Origin of the sequence: Acidovorax sp. (assembly GCF_022763525.1) — a bacterium.
GTDB lineage: Bacteria > Pseudomonadota > Gammaproteobacteria > Burkholderiales > Burkholderiaceae_C > Acidovorax.
In genome coordinates this window covers 1-16,571 of record NZ_JALEGG010000202.1, presented here as the reverse complement: position 1 = coordinate 16,571, position 16,571 = coordinate 1, and the positions used below count along the sequence as shown (strand labels likewise).

At 65.0% G+C, this 16,571-nt stretch carries 17 protein-coding genes; 5 read left to right on the top strand and 12 right to left on the bottom strand.

The window, feature by feature from the left end; translation table 11 throughout:
- Both MRY84_RS15890 and MRY84_RS15885 read right to left on the bottom strand, forming a co-directional pair.
- On the bottom strand, positions 1-711 hold a 711-nt coding region (locus tag MRY84_RS15890; RefSeq protein WP_291506677.1), incomplete at its 3' end, for a tripartite tricarboxylate transporter substrate-binding protein.
- 46 nt (positions 712-757) lie between these two features.
- Complete coding sequence (locus MRY84_RS15885) at positions 758-1,930, bottom strand: M20 family metallopeptidase (protein WP_291506676.1); 1,173 nt, start codon at positions 1,928-1,930, stop codon at positions 758-760.
- Between the two features lie 99 nt (positions 1,931-2,029).
- On the opposite strand from MRY84_RS15885, the gene MRY84_RS15880 reads away from it, so the two are divergent.
- Positions 2,030-2,974, top strand: coding sequence for a MurR/RpiR family transcriptional regulator (locus MRY84_RS15880; protein ID WP_291506675.1), 945 nt, complete (start codon positions 2,030-2,032; stop codon positions 2,972-2,974).
- Between the two features lie 310 nt (positions 2,975-3,284).
- Here the strand turns inward: MRY84_RS15880 and MRY84_RS15875 are convergent, their stop codons facing one another.
- The 6 genes from MRY84_RS15875 to MRY84_RS15850 form a co-directional block, all read right to left on the bottom strand.
- On the bottom strand, positions 3,285-4,022 hold the full coding sequence (locus MRY84_RS15875) for an amino acid ABC transporter ATP-binding protein (RefSeq protein ID WP_291506674.1): 738 nt from the start codon (positions 4,020-4,022) through the stop codon (positions 3,285-3,287).
- Between the two features lie 154 nt (positions 4,023-4,176).
- Positions 4,177-4,842 carry an amino acid ABC transporter permease gene (locus MRY84_RS15870; RefSeq protein WP_142148520.1) on the bottom strand — a complete coding sequence of 222 codons (666 nt, stop codon included), beginning with the start codon at positions 4,840-4,842 and terminating at the stop codon, positions 4,177-4,179.
- 1 nt (position 4,843) lies between these two features.
- Entirely contained in the window at positions 4,844-5,602 is a 759-nt protein-coding gene (locus MRY84_RS15865; RefSeq protein ID WP_291506673.1) for an amino acid ABC transporter permease, read from the bottom strand.
- 108 nt (positions 5,603-5,710) lie between these two features.
- A complete protein-coding gene (locus MRY84_RS15860; RefSeq protein WP_291506672.1) occupies positions 5,711-6,610 on the bottom strand; it encodes an amino acid ABC transporter substrate-binding protein in 900 nt (299 codons plus the stop codon).
- Positions 6,611-6,722: 112 nt separating this feature from the next.
- Positions 6,723-7,616 (bottom strand): amino acid ABC transporter substrate-binding protein, encoded by an 894-nt coding sequence (locus tag MRY84_RS15855; RefSeq protein ID WP_291506671.1) that lies wholly within the window; start codon positions 7,614-7,616, stop codon positions 6,723-6,725.
- Positions 7,617-7,793: 177 nt separating this feature from the next.
- Entirely contained in the window at positions 7,794-8,726 is a 933-nt protein-coding gene (locus MRY84_RS15850) for a LysR family transcriptional regulator (protein ID WP_291506670.1), read from the bottom strand.
- A gap of 243 nt (positions 8,727-8,969) precedes the next feature.
- Here MRY84_RS15850 and MRY84_RS15845 point away from each other — a divergent pair, with 243 nt between their 5' ends.
- From MRY84_RS15845 to MRY84_RS15835, 3 genes are all read left to right on the top strand, one after another.
- Positions 8,970-9,533 (top strand): TRAP transporter small permease, encoded by a 564-nt coding sequence (locus MRY84_RS15845; protein ID WP_291506669.1) that lies wholly within the window; start codon positions 8,970-8,972, stop codon positions 9,531-9,533.
- Positions 9,530-10,828, top strand: a complete 1,299-nt coding sequence (locus MRY84_RS15840) for a TRAP transporter large permease (protein ID WP_291506668.1) — start codon at positions 9,530-9,532, stop codon at positions 10,826-10,828. The genes MRY84_RS15845 and MRY84_RS15840 overlap by 4 nt, the downstream gene beginning before the upstream one ends.
- 78 nt (positions 10,829-10,906) lie before the next feature.
- A complete protein-coding gene (locus MRY84_RS15835; RefSeq protein ID WP_142148534.1) occupies positions 10,907-11,944 on the top strand; it encodes a DctP family TRAP transporter solute-binding subunit in 1,038 nt (345 codons plus the stop codon).
- An 87-nt stretch (positions 11,945-12,031) separates the two neighbouring features.
- Here MRY84_RS15835 and MRY84_RS15830 read toward each other — a convergent pair whose 3' ends face one another.
- From MRY84_RS15830 to MRY84_RS15820, 3 genes are all read right to left on the bottom strand, one after another.
- Positions 12,032-12,376 (bottom strand): nucleotide pyrophosphohydrolase, encoded by a 345-nt coding sequence (locus tag MRY84_RS15830; RefSeq protein WP_291506667.1) that lies wholly within the window; start codon positions 12,374-12,376, stop codon positions 12,032-12,034.
- A 68-nt stretch (positions 12,377-12,444) separates the two neighbouring features.
- Complete coding sequence (locus MRY84_RS15825) at positions 12,445-13,377, bottom strand: 2-hydroxyacid dehydrogenase (protein ID WP_291506666.1); 933 nt, start codon at positions 13,375-13,377, stop codon at positions 12,445-12,447.
- A 51-nt stretch (positions 13,378-13,428) separates the two neighbouring features.
- A complete protein-coding gene (locus tag MRY84_RS15820) occupies positions 13,429-15,255 on the bottom strand; it encodes an ABC transporter ATP-binding protein/permease (protein WP_291506678.1) in 1,827 nt (608 codons plus the stop codon).
- A 133-nt stretch (positions 15,256-15,388) separates the two neighbouring features.
- On the opposite strand from MRY84_RS15820, the gene MRY84_RS15815 reads away from it, so the two are divergent.
- A complete protein-coding gene (locus tag MRY84_RS15815) occupies positions 15,389-15,808 on the top strand; it encodes an acyl-CoA thioesterase (RefSeq protein WP_142148542.1) in 420 nt (139 codons plus the stop codon).
- 286 nt (positions 15,809-16,094) lie between these two features.
- On the opposite strand, the gene MRY84_RS15810 is transcribed toward MRY84_RS15815, so the two are convergent.
- A partial coding sequence (locus MRY84_RS15810) for a polymer-forming cytoskeletal protein (protein WP_291506665.1) occupies positions 16,095-16,571 on the bottom strand: 477 nt, incomplete at its 5' end.

The following is a 16,571-nucleotide window of genomic DNA, read 5'->3' as shown; positions in this document are numbered from 1 at the left end:
GTGGTCGGCGGTCACGGCCAACGCGCGCACCTTGCGGGCCTGGATGTGGGTCTGCTTGTTGACCAGGTTGTCCTGGATGAACTGCACCTCGTTGCCCAGCACGGCGGTGATCCGCGGCGTGCCCCCGCGGTAGGGGATGTGCGTGGTGAAGGCGCCGGTGGCGGCCTTGAACATCTCCACGTTCAGCTGGCCCATGCTGCCCACGCCGCCGCTGCCGTAGTTGAGCTTGCCGGGATTCTTCTTGGCATAGTCCACAAACTCGGCAAAGGTCTTGAACGGCAGGCTGGAATGCACCACCAGCGCGTTGGGCTGGCGGCCCAGGATGGCGATGTTCTCGAAATCCTTGACCGGGTCGTAGCCAACCTTAGGCTGCGTCAGCGGGTTGGCCAGGTGGCTGCTTTGCGACGACACGACCAGCGTGTAGCCATCGGCCTTGGCGCGGGCCACATACTGCGCACCCACAGAGCCGCCTGCGCCAGCGCGGTTTTCCACCACGATGGGCACACCCAGAACCTTGGACAGCGGCTCCGAGTACTGGCGCGCCATGATGTCCACCGACCCGCCGGGCGGGAACGGCACCACGAGCGTGATGGGGCGCGAGGGGTATTTCTCATCGGCGGCCAGCGCCCCTTGCGGCGCAGTCAAGGCGGCCAGGCCCAGCGCCAGACCGGCGGACAGCAAGTGGCGGCGTGGGGAGGGTGTGGATCGCATGGTGGAGCCTTCTCTTCAATAAAAACGGAAACGGATTCGGAACGGGTCAGGGGTGGTCCAGCACGGCCAGCGCCACGGCCTGGGCGCGGGGCACGAAGGTGGACAGCTCGCAGTACTCGCGCTCGGTGTGCGCGTGGCCGCCCACGGGGCCGGTGCCGCACAGGGTGGGCACGCCCACCGAAGCCGTGAGGCCGCTGTCGGCCGCGCCGCCGGTGAACTCGCCCTGCACCTCAAAGCCCAGCGAGCGCGCGCCGCGCTGGTACAGCGCCAGCAGTTCGTCGGGGGTGGGCTTCATGGGCAGCGTGCGCCGCGCCTCGGTGATGCGGCCCTTTGTGCGCGGCACGGATTCTTCCTCGACGATGGCGCGCACCCGGGCGAGCAATTGCTCCGGATCGGTGTCGGCGGTGAAGCGCAGATCCACCTCGGCCTTGGCATGGGGCGCCACCATGTTGGGCACGATGCCGCCCTGGACCACGCCCACATTCACCGTGACGCCAGTGGCCGGTTCGGTCAGCGCATGCAGCGCCAGCGTCTTGCGGGCCAGCGCCTCGATGGCACTGGCGCCCGCCGCGTGGTTGATGCCGGCATGGGCGGCCACGCCCTCCACCTCGAACGCCACCACCATGGAGCCCTTTCGGCTGGTCACCAGGTTACCGCTGACACGGCCGGGCTCGGCGTTGAACACCGCCTTGGCACCGCGCACGTGGGCCATGATGCGCTCGCGCGTGGCGGGCGAGCCGATCTCCTCGTCGCACGAGAAGAACAGGTGCAGTGGCCCCGTGAGCCCGCCGCAGCGGGCAAACGCTTCGGCCACGAACACGTTCAGCACCAGGCCGGATTTCATGTCGGCCACGCCGGGGCCGTAGGCGCGCCCCTCTTCCACGCGGAAGGGGCGCCGCGCCACGGTGCCTGCGGGGTACACGGTGTCCATGTGGCCCATGAGCACGATGGGCGGGCCCTGCTCGGCACCCGGCACCTGGGCATGCAGCAGCACGCCGTAGCCGGGCACGGGCTCGAACTGCACGGCGATGCCCGCCGCGTGCAGCCGCGCGCGCAACGCCTCGGCCACGGCCGTTACGCCGGCTTCGTTGCGGCTGCCGCTGTCAATGTTGACCACAGTCTGCAATAGTTCTTGCATGGCACCGGCTTGGCCGGCCAACCAGGCCAGGATGCGCTCGCGCGCCTGAGGGTGTACTGCTTCTTCCACGGTATGCTGCATTGGCTCGAGTCTTGGCGCCCGCGACAAAGGGACGCTATGGCGGAAAGTGTTGCACGTCGTGCCTCGTTTTGCAATACATTTTTCATATAAGACTGATTTATGCAATCATCATTGCAAACACTATCCCCACTGCTACCCGACCGGCTGGCCCAGCACGGGGCCGCCCTCACGGCCAGCGAACGCGCCCTGGCGGACGCGCTGGGCCGGGACTACCCGCGCGCGCTGCTGGAGTCGGCCACCGCGCTGGCGGCCCGCATTGGCACCAGCGCGTCCACCGTGGTGCGGTTGTTCGCGAAGCTGGGCTATGCCAGCTATGCAGAGGCTCAGCGCGAGGCACGCGCCGAGGTGACGGCCATGTTGCAGACGGCCGGGCAGCGCGCCAGCGTCACCATCGGCACCCAGCGCAGCCTGCAGCAATGCGTGGACGACACGCTGCTGCACGACCAGCACAACATCACCGCCACGCGCGACGGGCTGGACATGCCGGCCTTCGAGGCCATGGCCACGCGCATCGCCGAGGGCCCGGGTCGGGTGTTCGTGCTGGCCCAGATCAACAGCGCCCCGGTAGCCGCCTGGCTGGCGCTGCACCTGAACATGTGCCGCCCCGGCGTGCACGAACTGGGCGCGGGCTCCGTGGCCGCCACCGACCAGTTGCTGTGGGTGCAACCCGAAGACACATTGCTGGCCTTCAGCATCCGCCGCTATGCCAGCGGCCCAGTGAAAGTCGCTCAGCGCTTTCGCGACGCAGGTGCGCAGGTGCTGGCCATCACCGACAGCCCCGCCGCCCCACTGGCCGCCCTGGCCCACCAGAGGGTGCAGGTGCGCACCTCCAACGCATCGCCGTTCGACTCCTACACCGCCGCTTTTTTCCTGTGCAACGCTCTCGTCTCGGCCGTGGCCCAGCTGCGCCACGAGGCCGTCTCCGAAGCTCTGAAGCGGCGCGATGGCCTGTGGGAGCATTTCGAGTCGCAGCTCATCCTGGACGGCACAACGCCCGCAGCGCAACGCAAAGGGAGGTCGCGCCGCACCGACAAGCGTGGTTGAGCCGGCGACATCAGAATGATCGGGCCTGCCCCTGCGTCGGCGGCCTCCAGGGAGATTTGTCGCAGCGGTGTCCGACGCTTCGACGGGCCAGCGGGAACGGTTGCACGCGGATGGACGCAGCCCCACGCGGCAAACACGCTGGGTTGGGACCCCATGAAAAAAGCGCTCCGAGGAGCGCTTTTGTCTTGCTTTGCGTTGATGAACCGTCCCCGCCCATGCAACTGGCGCGGCCCGCGCACGCAGCCGCCGGGAAAGGGCCGCCCCGGCAGCGCCCTCTGGGGGACGGCGCCGCAGGCGACTCGGGGGGCGATCAGTGCTGCAGGATCTTGTTGAGGAAGTCCTTGGTGCGGGGCTGGCGGGCGTCCGGGTTGTTGAAGAATTCCTCCTTGGAGCAGTCTTCCAGGATCTTGCCGCCCACGTCCATGAAGATCACGCGGTTGCTCACCTTGCGGGCAAAGCCCATCTCGTGGGTCACGCACATCATGGTCATGCCTTCGTTGGCCAGGCCCACCATCACATCCAGCACTTCGCCCACCATTTCGGGGTCGAGCGCCGACGTGGGCTCGTCGAACAGCATCACGATGGGGTCCATGGACAGCGCGCGCGCAATGGCCACGCGCTGCTGCTGGCCGCCCGAGAGCTGGCCGGGGAACTTGTCCTTGTGGGCGATCAGTCCCACGCGCTCCAGCATCTTGAGGCCGCGCTTCTTGGCGTCGTCCGCATTGCGGCCCAGCACCTTGATCTGCGCGATCGTCAGGTTGTCCGTCACCGACAGGTGCGGGAACAGCTCGAAATGCTGGAACACCATGCCCACGCGGCTGCGCAGCTTGGGCAGATTGGTGCTCGGGTCGTGCAGCTTCACGCCGTCCACCGTGATCTCGCCTTTCTGGAAGGGCTCCAGCGCGTTGATGGTCTTGATCAGCGTGGACTTGCCCGAGCCCGAGGGGCCGCAAACCACCACCACTTCACCCTTGTTGATAGTGGCCGAGCACTCGTTGAGCACCTGCACAGGGCCATACCACTTGGATACGTTCTTGAGTTCGATCATTTCTCTTTCTCCAATCTCTTCTTTCGTGTCACTTTTCCAGGGCGCGGCCGTCAAACTCGCACGGCCTGAGCCAGCGGACGCCGTGGAACTGGCTTTGCCAGGCCACCGGCGTCGTCCCCTTTGAGGGGGAAGGCGCGCAGCGCCTCAGGGGGTGTCATCGAATAATGGCGATCTTCTGGTGCAGACGCTTGACCATCCAGGACAGCGCATAGCACATCACGAAGTACAGGACGGCGGCAGCCAGGTAGGCCTCGATGGGGCGGCCGAAGTTCTTGCCCGCCACTTCAAAGCCCTTGAGCATGTCGTAGGCACCGATGGCATACACCAGCGACGTATCCTGGAACAGGATGATGGTCTGCGTTAGGAGCACCGGCAGCATGTTGCGGAACGCCTGGGGCAGGATCACCAGCTTCATGTTCTGGCCATAGGTCATACCCAGCGCCTGCCCGGCATACACCTGGCCCCGCGGAATGGACTGGATGCCCGCACGCATGATTTCGCTGAAGTAAGCGGCCTCGAACGCGATGAAGGTGATGATGGCCGACACCTCGGCGCCAATGGGGCGGCCGATGATGGCGGGCACCAGCAGGAAGAACCACAGGATCACCATCACCAGCGGGATGGAGCGCATGCCGTTGACGTAGATCGTGGCGGGCACATCCAGCCACTTGCGGCCCGAGAGGCGCATCAGGGCCAGCACCGTGCCGAAGAGCACGCCACCAATGGTGGCGATCACCGTGAGCGTCAGGCTGAAATACAGCCCCTTGAGCACGAAGTTGGAGATCAGATCCCAGTTGTAGAACGAAAAATCAAGCTTCATTTCAGTGCCCCCCACCCGCGCCGCTGGCGACGACCATTCCGGGAATCCGGGCACGCTTCTCGATGAAGGCCATGATGCGGTTGATCGCGAAAGCCGAGATGATGTAGAGCGTGGTCACCGCCAGGTACACCTCGATTCCGCGCGAGGTTTCTTCCTGCGCCTGCATGGCGAACATCGTGAGTTCTGCCACCGACACGGCAAACGCCACGGAAGAGTTCTTGAAGATGTTCATCGTCTCGCTGGTCAACGGCGGGATGATGATGCGAAACGCCATGGGCAGCAGCACATAGCGGTAGGTCTGGAAAGTGGTGAAACCCATGGCCAGGCCCGCATAGCGTTGGCCGCGCGGCAGCGCCTGAATGCCCGAACGTACCTGCTCGGCAATCCGTGCCGAAGTGAAGAAACCCAGCGCCAGCACCACCAGCGCAAACCCGGGAACGCCCTGCAAGACGGGGAAAATGCTGGGCAGCACGTGGTACCACAGGAAAATCTGTACCAGCAGCGGAATATTGCGGAACAGCTCCACCCAGGCATTGCCCAGGCGCACGATCATCGGCCGGTCCTGCAAAGTGCGCAGCGTCCCGATCACGGAGCCCAGTACAAGCGCCAGCACCAGGGCCAGCAGCGAAACAGACACCGTCCAGCCCCACGCCGACAGCATCCAGTCCAGATAGGTAATGTCGCCGCCCTTGCCAAAGCAGCTCTGCACGACTTCCCTGTCCATGGTGTCCTGGCAGAACACCTGCCAATCCCAACTCATAGGAGCACCCCTTCAATCCTTGGTATTGCGTTGGGCGCAACCCTTTGCGAGCCCAACAAAAAAGCCCCTTCAAACCGGCTGGCCGAAGGGGCACAAGCGTTCAATCCGTTACTTCTTCGCGTAGTCTTCCATGGGCTTGTCGTTGGGGTTGGCCCAGGCTTCCTTGGTGGCTTCAGACAGGGGCAGGCCGATCTTGGTGTTGGTCGGCGGCACGGGTTGCATGAACCACTTGTCATACAGCTTGGCCAGCGAGCCGTCCTTGATCTGGCGCTTGATGGAATCGTCCACGGCCTTCTTGAAGGCGGGGTCGTCCTTGCGCAGCATGCAGGCGATGGGCTCCACGTTCAGCACTTCGCCGACGATCTTGTAGTCGGCAGGGTTCTTGGACTTGGAGATGTTGGCCGCCAGGATGGAGCCGTCCATCACGAAGGCGTCGGCACGGCCGGTTTCCACCATCAGGAAGCTGTCGGCGTGGTCCTTGCCGAACACTTCCTTGAAGTCGATGCCGCCAGCGCGTTCGTGCTTGCGCAGGGTTTGCACCGAAGTGGTGCCGGTCGTGGTGGCCACGGTCTTGCCGTTCAGGTCCTTGATGGAGGCGATGCCCGAGTTGGCCTTGGTGGCGATGCGCACTTCTTCCACGTAGGTGGTCACGGCGAACGCCACGTCCTTTTGGCGGGCGGCGTTGTTGGTGGTGGAGCCGCACTCCAGGTCCACCGTACCGTTGGTCACCAGGGGAATACGGTTTTGCGAGGTCACGGGCTGGTACTTGACTTCCAGCTTGGGCAGGCCCAGTTGCTTCTGGATGTCAGCCAGGACAATTTCACCCATTTCAGTGTGAAAACCCACGTACTTGCCATTGCCCAGGGTGTAGGAAAGACCCGAAGACTCACGGACGCCGAGCGTCACGCTGCCCGAGGCCTTGATTTTGGCCAACGTGTCGGTGGCTTGTGCGAAAGCGCTACCGGCCGCCAGGGCGGTTACGGCAACCGCGAGCAAATGCTTCTTCATTGGTATCTCCTTGTGTATGAAGCGAAAAGAAGGGGGATTTTCAAAGGTTCGCCCACGCCGGGGTACCGGCAGGCCGCACTCTTCAAAAGGGGATCTTCGACCAGGATAGTAATCAGAACGGAACCTGGTCGGTAGGGTATTTCCAGAAGTCGCGCAACAGGTAGCTCACCGGCAGGTTCAGCACCGTGTTGTTGGGAGGAATGGGTTTGTTAAACCACTTGTCGTAAATCGGGTAGATCTCGCGGCTGGTGATGATGCGGCGCATTTCCTCGTCGATCAGCTTCTTGAACTCCGGATCGTCCTTGGGAAGCATGATCGCCAGCGGCTCAGTGGTCATGAATCGACCCACCACCTTCAGCGCCTTGGGGTCTGGGCGTCCGGCAGCAAGGCCATACAGAAGCACATCGTCCATCACGAACGCATCGGCTTCACCCTTTTCCACCATCTCCACCCCCTTGGCGTGGTCGGGGGCTTCCAGGATCGTGATGCCCATGACACGCTCGCGATTGAGCTGGTCCGCAGCCTTGAGAGGGGTGGTGCCCTTGGTGGACACCAGTTTCTTGCCGCCCAGGTCTTCCACGCGATCCACAGGACTGGAGGACTTCACCAGCAGCCGCGCCCCGGTGATGAAATGCGGAATCGTGAAGGCCACCTTCTGGCGACGCTCGGCATTGTTGGTGGTGGAGCCACATTCCATGTCGGCCTTGCCCTGCTCGATCATGGTGATGCGGTTCGCCGGGGTCACCTGCAAGAAATCGACTTCCATGTCCTTCTTGCCCGTCTTCTTGCGCACGGCCTCTGCCAGGCGCAGGCACAAATCCACCGCATACCCCACGGGCTTGCCGGACTGGCTGTCCACATACGAAAACGGCACAGAGGACTCGCGGTGGGCAATCACCAGCTTGCCTCCCGCGCTGATGCGATCCAGCACCGAGGCCTGCGCAGAAAACGCCGCCATGCAGCTGGCCACCAACCCCCAGGCGATTCCCCAATGCTGAACTCTCATAAGCTTCTCGGTCAATGAATGGACGGGATTAGCAATCTTCGTACCACGGGGGTGTTGAGCGGCGCGTTTTGCGGGATCCCAAACCAACGATGGCGCGAACTGTACGTGTCGTTACGAGGAAACTCCAATGCCGTTTGGGCGCGCAACTATGCAAATCGTTTATATCCGTATTTACCCTTAGCATGACCCTGCCTGTGCCTGCAGGTAGGTCCACAGGGCCTGGGCCATCCCTTTGGGCGCCTCTTTGCCCGCCGGCTTTTCCCGGTAGGCACGAACATCCATGGTCATCTGCATGGCTTCGCTGCCGGCGGGGGCCGCACTGACGAGGCGGCGCGAGCGCAGCTCCTTCTTGACGGCGCTGTGGGGCAAAAAGGCCACGCCGTGGCCTTCGAGGGCCATGGCCTTGAGGCCCTCGGCCATGTCGGTTTCGTAGACCCGCTCCAGGTGAATGGGCGTATCGGATTCCTTGAGGATCAGCTCCGTCACCCGGCCCAGATACGCGCCGGGGGCATAGCCCAGGTACGGCAGTGGCTGGCCGGCCCGGCCGGGCAATCGGTGCACGGGCTGGCCGTCGGCATCTGCCTTGCTGTAGGGCGACAAGACCTCCTGCCCCAGGCTCACCATCTCGTAGCGGTCCGCATCCAGCTGGAACGGCTGCGAGGGGTGGTGGTAGGCGATCAGCAGGTCGCACCCGCCTTCCACCAGGCGCATCACGGCATCGTGCACATTGAGGGCGATCAGCCGGCTTTTGAAGGGGCCGAATTTGTCGTGCAGGCTGGACACCCACGCCGGGAAGAAAGTGAACGCGAGCGTGTGCGGCACCGCGAACTCGATCATGTCCTTGCCTGCACTGGTGTGGGCCCGCAGCATGGCGCGCGTGTTCTGCAGGGACTGCAGCACTTCCAGGGCTTGGTCGTACAGCGTCTTGCCCGCGGGGGTGAGCCGGGTGGGGTAGGAGGTGCGGTCCACCAGATCGGTGCCGGCCCAGGCCTCCAAGGCCTGGATGCGCCGCGAAAAGGCGGGCTGGGTGACATGCCGCAACTGGGCAGAGCGGCTGAAGCTGCGCGTTTCCGCAAGACTGACAAAATCTTCGAGCCACTTGGTTTCCATGGCTGCATTATCCCTGCCCATCCGGGGTGCGGGGACCCCACGCCATGAGGGTTTTCATAGAGAAGCAGGGCCTGCAGCATCCCGAGTCAAGGGTAAACACGCAGGTTTGCCGACGCATAATGGAACGCAGCGCTAACCGCGCTTTTTTTGCGCTCGGGGCGTTGCACGCCCCAGGCCCCCGGTGCACAACACCGCCGGGCAGGGCAGCCGGCATTTGCGTGTTTGTCACCTCCACCCTGCTCCATGTCTCCACCTTCTTCCCCAGCGCCCACGGCTGATGCAGCTTCCACGGCCCACAGCCCCGACACTGAACCCCGCTCGTTGCGCATCGAAGACTGGCTTACCGTCATCGTGATGGCGCTGCTGGCGCTCATCACCTTTGCCAACGTGCTGGTGCGCTACTTCACCAACTCGTCCTTCGCCTGGACGGAAGAGATCTCGGTCTTTTTGATGATCGTTCTGGCCCTGGTCGCAGGCTCGGCCGCCGTGGCGCGCGACCAGCACATCCGCATCGAGTACTTTGCCGAGGGCGGCTCCGCCCTGCGCAGCAGGCGCCTGGCGATGCTGGGCGCGGCCACGGTGGCGGTGCTCTTCGGGCTCATCGCCGTGCTCAGCGTGCGCGTAGTGTGGGACGACTACCGCTTTGGCGAGACCTCCCCCGGCATCGGCGTGCCGCAGTGGTGGTACTCGATCTGGCTGCCTGTGATCTCGGCGCTCATCACGGCACGTGCCGTGGGCCTGTTCATTCGGCGCAGCCGCAGCCCGGCCGATGCCGGCAACGACGCCGCCCGGGACACCCAGCCATGATCGCCACGCTGCTCTTCGTGGCCTTTTTGGGCCTGATGTTCGTGGGCGTGCCCATCGGCGCTGCGCTGGGCCTGGCGGGCGCCGCCGCCATCGCCCTGGCCAATGCCGACAGCCAGTGGTTCGGCCTGTTGGCCGTGCCGCAGAACTTCTACGCAGGCCTGGGCAAGTACCCACTGCTGGCCATCCCGATGTTCGTGCTGGTCGGCTCCATCTTCGACCGCTCGGGCGTCGCCCTGCGCCTGGTCAACTTTGCCGTCTCAATAGTCGGGCGCGGCCCGGGCATGCTGCCGCTGGTGGCGATCGCCGTGGCGATGTTCCTCGGCGGCATCTCGGGCTCGGGGCCGGCCAACGCCGCTGCCGTGGGGGGCGTGATGATCGCGGCCATGTCGCGCGCGGGCTACCCGCCCTCGTTCTCGGCCAGCGTGGTGGGGGCTGCGGCGGCCACCGACATCCTCATCCCGCCCTCCGTGGCGTTCATCATCTATTCGGTGCTGGTGCCCGGCGCCTCGGTGCCCGCGCTGTTTGCGGCGGGCATGGTGCCCGGCGTGCTGGCGGGCATCGCGCTGATCGTGCCGGCCGTGTGGATGGCCCGCAGGCACAAGATGGGTGCACTCGAAGCCGAAATGCCCCGCCCCCCGTTTTGGAAGAGCCTGCGCGAGGCCACCTGGGGCCTGGCCGCGCCGGTGCTGATTTTGGGCGGCATGCGCGCCGGATGGTTCACCCCCACCGAGGCCGCCGTGGTGGCGGTGTTCTACGGCCTGTTCGTGGGCATGGTGATCCACCGCACGATCACCGTGCGCGACCTGTTCCCCATCCTGCGCGAATCGGGCGAGCTGTCGGCCGTGATCCTCATCGTGGTTTCGCTGGCGGGCATCTTTGCGTATTCGCTGTCCACGCTGGGCGTGATCGACCCGGTGGCCAAGGCCATCGTGAACTCGGGCCTGGGCGAGTACGGCGTGCTGGCGCTGCTCATCGTGCTGCTGATCACCGTGGGCATGTTCCTCGACGGCATCTCGATCTTCCTGATCTTCGTGCCGTTGCTGCTGCCCATCATGAACCACTACCAGTGGGACCCGGTGTGGTTCGGCGTGATCCTGACCCTGAAGGTGGCCCTGGGCCAGTTCACCCCGCCGCTGGCCGTGAACCTGATGGTGTCATGCCGCATTGCCGGCGTGCGCATGGAATCGACCGTGCGCTGGGTGGGCTGGATGCTGCTGGCCATGTTCCTCGTGATGGTGGCAGTGATCGCCTTTCCGCAGCTGGCGCTGTGGCTGCCAGCCCGGCTGGGGTATTGAAGTACGAATGAAAATGCCATCTAGCGCTTATTCCACAAGCGCTGGTAGCTAGATTTTTTATAGCAAGGAGACTGAACCATGAAACTGCGCACCTTCCTCACGTCCACCCTGGCAGCCGCGGCCGCCCTGGCCTTCGCCGCTCCGGCCGCCATCGCGCAGACCGCCTACAAGAGCGAGTACCGCATGTCACTCGTGCTGGGTCCCGCGTTCCCATGGGGCAAGGGCGGCGAGCTGTGGGCCAACAAGGTCCGCGAGAAGACCAATGGCCGCATCAACATCAAGCTGTACCCCGGCGTCTCGCTGATCCAGGGCGACCAGACGCGCGAATTCAGCGCGCTGCGCCAGGGCGTGATCGACATGGCCGTGGGCTCCACCATCAACTGGTCGCCGCAGGTCAAGCAGCTCAATTTGTTCTCGCTGCCCTTCCTGTTCCCCGACTACGCCGCCGTGGACGCCGTGACGCAGGGCGACGTGGGCAAGCAGATCTTCGCCACGCTGGACAAGGCGGGCGTGGTGCCGCTGGCCTGGGGTGAAAACGGCTACCGCGAGATCTCCAACTCCAAGCTCGCGATCAAGTCGCCCGCCGACCTCAAGGGCCTGAAGATCCGTGTCGTGGGCTCGCCCCTGTTCCTGGACACCTTCACCGCGCTGGGTGCCAACCCCACGCAGATGAGCTGGGCCGACGCGCAGCCCGCGTTCGCCAGTGGCGCCGTGGACGGCCAGGAGAACCCCATCGCCGTCTACCAGGCCGCCAAGCTGCACACCGTGGCCCAGAAGCACATCACGATGTGGGGCTACGTGAACGATCCGCTGGTGTTCGTGGTGAACAAGGACATCTGGAACAGCTGGACGCCCGCCGACCGCGAAATCGTGAAGCAGGCCGCCATCGACGCCGGCAAGGAAGAAATCGCCATCGCACGCAAGGGCATGGTCGAAGCCGACAAGCCTCTGCTCAAGGACATTGCCGCCAATGGCGTGACCATCACCCAGCTGTCCGCCACCGAGCGCGAAGCCTTTGTAAAGGCCACGCGCCCCGTGTACGAAAAGTGGAAGAGCCAGATCGGCGCCGACCTGGTGACTGCAGCCGAGAAGGCCATTGCGGCGCGCAAGAAATAAGCAGCGCCCGCCACCTCCGCACCCTCGGCCACGCGAAGGCGCTATGTAAACAATAGCTGCCGGCGCTTGCCCATCAAGCGCCAGCAGCTATTTTTGCTTCAAACCGCCATCCGATACCGGGTGCTTGGCCGCGTTCTTGCGCAGCTTGTTCTCCACCGCCTGCGCCAAGTCCACACCTGCGTGGTCTGCCAGCTGCAGCAGGTACAGCAACACATCGGCCACTTCGTCGGCAATGGGCTCCTTCAGCGCCGGATCGTGGCGCGCCGCCAGCGACTGCTCGGGCGTCATCCACTGAAAGATCTCTGCCAGCTCGGCAGCCTCCACCATCAGCGCCATGGCCAGGTTTTTGGGCGTGTGATAGGGCTGCCACTGGCGCTCGGCCGCGAAGGCACGCAGCCGGGCCTGCAGGGCACCGAGATCGACAGTGGTCATCAAAACTCCTGATTTGATAGCCGCAGGCGCATGTCCTTCGAGCGCCAACGGGTTACTTGACGCAAGTCTCAGACCGGCGACACCGGCGCTTCACCCGCCAAATGGCGCCGCGCGTTCTCCAGGAACCGGTCCACCGATGCCTGCACCGCTTCGGGCGACCAGCCCGCCACGTGGGGCGTGAGCACCACGTTGCCGAGGTCCAGCAGTTCGGCGGGAGGCGCGGGCTCGCTCTCATACACGTCCAGCCCCGCGCCCGCAATGGTTCCGGCGCGCAGCGCCTGGGCCAGCGCCGCGGTATCGATCACGCTGCCCCGTGCGATGTTGACCACGTAGCCGCTCGGCCCCAGGGCCTGCAGCACCTGCGCGTTCACCAGATGCTGCGTTCCCGCGCCGCCGGGCGTGGCGATGACCAGCACGTCGGCCCACTCCGCCAGCGCCATCACGTCGGGAAAGTAGCGGTGCGCCACATCGCTGCGCACACTGCGGTTGTGGTAGCCCACCTCCATCTCGAAACCCAGCGCGCGCTGCGCGATCTTCTTGCCAATGGTGCCCAGGCCGACGATGCCCAGGCGTTTGTGCGACACGTTGGGCGGAAGCGGCAGCGCCGTGCGCCACACGCCCTGGCGCGTGAGGGTGTCGAGCCTGGGAATGCCGCGCACGGTAGCGATCAGCAGGCCGAAGGCGTGGTCGGCCACGCAGTCGTCGTTGGTGCCTGCGCCGTTGGCGACCACGATGCCGCGCGCCTTGGCGTGCGCCACGGCGATGTTCTCGTAGCCCGCGCCCAGGGCGCAGATGAGGGTGATGTTCGACAGGGCATCGATCTGCGCGGCGGAAAGGCCGGTGGAGCCAATGGTGAGCACCACGCTGATGCGCGGGCCATGTTCTTCGATGGCAGCCGCGGCCTGCGCCGCGTCCGGCGCATAGATCACCTCGAACGACTGCGCCATCTGGGCGCGGTGGTCCTCGGACAGGAACATGAGGGCAAGCAGGACAGGCTTCATGAATGAAAAGTCATCGGGTCAAGGGAAAAAAAGGGGGCGTCGGGAAGCGCTTCACGCCGCGGGGTCACTCTGCTGGATAGCCCACATCCTGGCGTAGCGCTCGCCGCGCGCCAGCAGCTGGGTGTGCGTGCCGCGTTCGATGATGCGGCCGGCCTCCATCACGAGGATCTCGTGCGCATGGACCACCGTCGACAGCCGGTGGGCAATCAGCAGCGTGGTCTTGTTCTGCGCGGCGCTTTGCAGCTCGGCCTGGATGGCGCGCTCGTTGGCCGAGTCCAGCGCGCTTGTGGCCTCGTCGAAGATCAGAATCGGTGGATTCTTGAGCAGCGTGCGGGCAATCGCCACGCGCTGCTTTTCGCCGCCGGAGAGCTTGAGCCCGCGCTCGCCCACCATGGTTTCGTAGCCCCGGGGTGTGCTGGCAATGAAGTCATGGATGCGCGCGGCACGGGCGGCGGCCTCCACCTCGGCCTGCGTCGCGCCCGTGCGGCCGTAGGCGATGTTGTAGGCCACGGTGTCGTTGAACAACACCGTGTCCTGCGGAACGATGCCGATCGCCTGGCGCACGCTCGCCTGCGTCACGCTGCGGATCTCCTGCCCCGCAATGGTGATGCGCCCCTGCTGGATGTCGTAGAAGCGAAACAGCAGCCGCGCCAGTGTGGACTTGCCAGAGCCCGAAGGCCCCACCACCGCCACCGTCTTGCCCGCCGGGATCTCGAAGCTCACGCCCTGCAGGATGGGGCGCGCTGCGGCGTTGGCAGCGTCGTAGGCAAAGTGCACATCCTCAAAGCGCACGGTGGGCTGGTCCAGCCCTGTCAGCGGCTGGGCGCCGGGCGCATCGGCCACCTCGCGCTCCTTGTCCATGAGCGTGAACATCTTGTCCAGGTCGGTCAGGCTTTGCTTGATCTCGCGGTAGATCACGCCCAGGAAGTTGAGCGGGATGTACAGCTGGATCATGAAGGCGTTGACCATGACCAGGTCGCCCAGCGTCATGCGGCCGTCGACCACGCCCTGCGTAGCGCGCCAGAGCATGGCCACGAGGCCGGTGGCGATGATGAGCTGCTGGCCGGTATTGAGCATCGACAGCGTGGTCTGGCTCTTCAGGCGCGCGCGGCGCAGGCGCTCCAGGCTCTCGTCGTAGCGGCGGGCCTCGAAGGCTTCGTTGTTGAAATACTTCACCGTCTCGTAGTTCAGCAGCGAATCCACGGCCTTGGTGTGCGCGGCCGAATCGAACTCGTTGGCCTCGCGGCGGAACTTGGTGCGCCACTCCGTCACCAGCACGGTGTAGGCGATGTACAGCACCAGCGCCGTGAGCGTGATCCAGGCGAACCAGGCATCGAACTTGACGGCCAGCACGCTGAGCACCAGCACCACCTCGATGAGCGTGGCGAACACGTTGAACAGCGAGAACGAGATCAGCGACTCGATGCCGCGCACCCCCCGTTCGATGTCGCGCGTCATTCCGCCAGTCTGGCGCTCCAGGTGAAAGCGCAGCGACAGCGCATGCAGATGCTGGAATGTCTGCAGCGCGATCGAGCGCGCGGCGCCTTGCGTGGCCTTGGCAAACACCAGTTCACGCAATTCGGTGAAAACCGACGTGGACAGGCGCAGTGCGCCGTAGGCCAGCAGCAGCCCCATCGGCACCACCAGGAGCGCGGCGGGGTCGCCCGGCTTGAAGTTCATCGCATCCACCAGCGTCTTGAGCAGCAGCGGCACGCCCACATTGGCCAGCTTGGCGCCCACCATGAACACGATGGCCGCCACCACGCGCCATTTGTACTGCCACAGGTAGGGCAGCAGGCGGCGCAGGGTGGTCCAGTCGGATCGGGCAGGCGCGGCGGTGCCGGGCAAGGGGGGCGCAATTTCGCCGTGGTGGCGCATGGGGGACAATTCCGGGTTGTTGTTCTTACCGACCCGGCTGACGCCCAGGTGGTCTGGCAGGCTGAACGCCCACCAGAAACCCATGGTTCATGGTTCCCGATGGACCGGATCAGCCCCAACCGAGATTGTGCCCATGTCTGCCGTTTTCAGCCCGCCACCTGCCGCATTGCCCACCGACAAGGAGCTCGTGCTCAAGGTCATCCCCATGCCAGCCGACACCAACGGCAACGGCGACATCTTTGGCGGATGGGTGATGGCCCAGGTCGACCTCGCCGGATCGGTGCTGCCGGCGCGCTACATCCAGGGCCGCATGGCCACGGTGGCGGTGAACGAGTTTGTCTTCAAGCAGCCCGTGCGCGTGGGCGACATCCTGTCGTTCTTTTCGGCCATCACGCGGGTGGGCAACACCTCGGTCACCGTGGAAGTAGAAGTCTATGCAGAGCGATTTTCCGCCCAGGGCCAGTATGTGAAAGTCACCGAGGCGCGGCTGACCTATGTGGCCATCGACGAGCAGGGGCGCCCCCGGCCGGTGCCCAAACGCACGCCCGCCTGAGGCCCGTTCATGCCCATGCAAGCGCCGGGGCGTGCAATGACCCAATTTCGCTCCACCCCTTCGGGCGGTGGTCCGTGCGGGCGGTCTACAGCATTGCGGCGATTGGCCATGCCGAGCTTTTGGCTGCGCACCGCGCCTTGCACACCATTTCGCAGAGACCGCTGCGCGCCCCCTGGGAGATCGTCACCAGGCTCTGAGGGACTATTGAAAGCCGCCCAGGAGCGAATCTGAAAAACCGCCCCGGCACGTGCGCTGGCGGGGCGGTCGGATGCCGATGGCGGGGGCTTTATGCGGCCATGGCCGTCGGCTCGGCACGCAGCGGCGCCGATGCAGAGCGGTGCGGTTGAGCGCCCGACGACGCCGCAGCCCCGTTGGAAAAGCCAGAGACAATCTCGCCCGCGAGCTGCCCGCCCTCTTCCACCACCAGCTTGCCATAGCGTATCTTGCCGTTGACCTTGCCGGTGCTGTAGATGACGAGCTTCTGGCGCACAGTGAGCGTGCCGTCGAACTCGCCGTGGATCTCCGCGATGTCGATTTCGGCGGAACCCTTGAACGCGCCGTTGTGCGAGATCTGGATGACCCGCGAATCCATCGTGGCCTCCACGGTGCCTTCCACCACCAGGGTGTCGCAATCGGTGATCTCGACGCCCTTGAGCTTGATATTGGGACCCACCGTGAGCTTGCTGCCCGACGAGTCGCTGGCGGACGGGGCTGCAGCCGGCGTGATGGCCGGTGCCGGGTTGGCAGGGGCGGCTGATGTGTT